The following is a 2338-nucleotide window of genomic DNA, read 5'->3' on the forward strand; positions in this document are numbered from 1 at the left end:
GTTGTCCTCGCCGGTGTTGATGATGATCCCGGCGCGGGCGTGGATCTGCCGGCTGAACCGCTGGTCGACGAAGGTCCGGATCGGGTTGATGTCGCGGAACAGGATCCCGTACATCGAGTCGTTCAGCATCATGTCGAGCCGCTCGAGCCCGGCCAGCGTCGCGATCTCCGGCATACACAGGCCGGACGCGTAGTTCGTCAGCCGGACGTAGCGCCCCAACTCGCGCGAGGACTCGTCCAGCGCGGCGCGCATCAGGCGGAAGTTCTCCTGGGTCGCGTACGTACCGGCGAACCCTTCGCGGGTCGCGCCCTCCGGGACGTAGTCGAGCAGCGACTGCCCGGTCGACCGGATCACCGCGATGATGTCGGCACCCTCGCGCGCCGCCGCCTGGGCCTGCGGGATGTCCTCGTAGATGTCGCCGGTGGCAACGATCAGGTAGATCCACGGCCGCTGCTCCGGGTCGCCGTGCCGCTTGATCAGCCGGTCCCGCTCGCGGCGCCGGCCGTCGATCCGCTTCATCCCCGCGGCCGCCGCCTTGCGCGCCGCCGTACGGGCCCTGGCCGCGTCCCGCCCCTCGGGCATCCGAAACGTGACGGACCCCGAGGCGGCCTTCTGCGCGAGTACGGCGAGGTCCTCGGCCTCGCCGCGGAGCAACGCGTCCCAGACCGGCAGCGCGAGACCGTGCTCCAGCCCGACGTCGGCGCGCACGGTGTCGGCGAGGCGGTTCACCCACGGAATGCCTTCCGTGTCGGCGCCGGTCAGCCCGGCGAGCCGCAGTACGGCTCGCTCCACCGACACCGTGGTGTGCTGCCGGGCCAGGTTGACGATCGGTTTGCCGGCCTTGCGCGCGAGGCTGCGCGCCTTCCGGACAGTGACCGGATCGAGGTCGAGCTTCTTCGCAGTACCAGTCACTGTGACCATCTCTGGGACCATCCCTCGGCTTCGTGGACGACGCGACCGCCGACGACAGTTCGCAGGCAGGCAGGCGTTCCCTGGCTCAGATCCGGCAGCACCGGTACGCCGGCCCGCGGGTCCGTCGACCACGCGGCGACGCGCTCGTCCGGCGTCTGCACGACCAGGTCGGCGTCGGTCTCCCAGATCGCGTACGTCGCGGCGGTGCTGGGGGCGAGTACGCCGGCATCGTCGATCCCGGCCGCCCGCCAGCCGCCGCGCGTGTGCGCCTGGAACGCTGCTCGTACGGTGATCCGCTCGGACGGCTCGTGGTGGAACGCGGCCGCGCGGACGGCCTCCCAACCGCCGAGCTCCGTCACCGGCGCATCCGATCCGAACGCCAGTACGACGCCTGCGCGGGCCAGCGAGCCGAACGGGTTCATGCCGCGCCAGCGGTCGCCGACGCGCTCGGCGTACATCCCGTCCGGACCGCCCCACAGGCCGTCGAACACCGGCTGCACGCTGGCCACCACGCCATACCGGGCGAGCGTCGCGATCGTTGCCTCGTCGACCATTTCGACGTGCTCGAGACGGTGGCGCGCGGCAACCAATGCCTGGATGCCGACCTTCTCCGCGGCGAGCTCGAACCCGCGGGCGATGTTCGCCAGCGCCTGGTCGCCGATGCAGTGGAACCCGGCCTGCACGTTCCGCTCGGTACATGCGATCACGTGCTCGGCGATCTGCTCCGGCGACAGGTACGCGTGCCCGCGGTGATCGGCGCGATCGGCGTACGGCTCCCGCAACGCCGCGGTCCGCGAACCGAGAGCACCGTCGGCGTTCAGGTCACCCGCAAGCCCTGCGAGTCCGTACGTACCGATGTGCTCGAACGCGCCCGGCTCACCCCAGTACAGCGTCGCCGCCAACCCCAGCTCGTCGGCCACGTCCCGCACCAACGGCAACTCCCAGAGCGGCCCGATGTGCGGCGCGGCCATCTCATGGAACGCCCCGATCCCCTTCGCGGCCATCGCCCGCAGGGCTGCCTCGATGTCCGTTCGCCGCTGAGCCGGCCCGATCAGCTCGCTCAACACGTCCCGGACGGCATGGTGAGCGTCCCGCTCCAAGCGCCCGGAACTGTCGAAGCCGGAGCCTTTCGCAGCCGGGAACAGGGCGGAGGAGATCACGCCCGAGTGACCGTCGATCCGGGACAGGTACACGCGCCGCCCACCGGCCGCCGCGTCCAGCTCCTCTGCTGTCGGCGGCCGTCCCTCGGGCCACTTCGTCTCGTCCCAGCCGGCGCTGTCGATCACCGCGTCCGCGGGCAGCTTCGAGGCGTACGCTGCCAGCTTGTCGAGCGCGTCGGTCAACGACGTCGTACCCGCAAGGTCGAGACCGGTCAGGGCCGCGCCGGTACCCGCCGTGTGGACGTGGGCGTCGACGAACGCCGGCG

At 71.3% G+C, this 2338-nt stretch carries 2 protein-coding genes; both read right to left on the reverse strand.

Annotated elements, in window-relative coordinates:
* A partial coding sequence (locus VFF46_RS08325) for a lysine 5,6-aminomutase subunit alpha TIM-barrel domain-containing protein (RefSeq protein ID WP_325036446.1) occupies positions 1–921 on the reverse strand: 921 nt, incomplete at its 3' end.
* A partial coding sequence (locus VFF46_RS08330) for an amidohydrolase (protein ID WP_325036447.1) occupies positions 909–2338 on the reverse strand: 1430 nt, incomplete at its 5' end. The genes VFF46_RS08330 and VFF46_RS08325, both read right to left, overlap by 13 nt.

The organism is Kribbella sp., from assembly GCF_035655035.1.
Taxonomy (GTDB): Bacteria; Actinomycetota; Actinomycetes; order Propionibacteriales; family Kribbellaceae; genus Kribbella.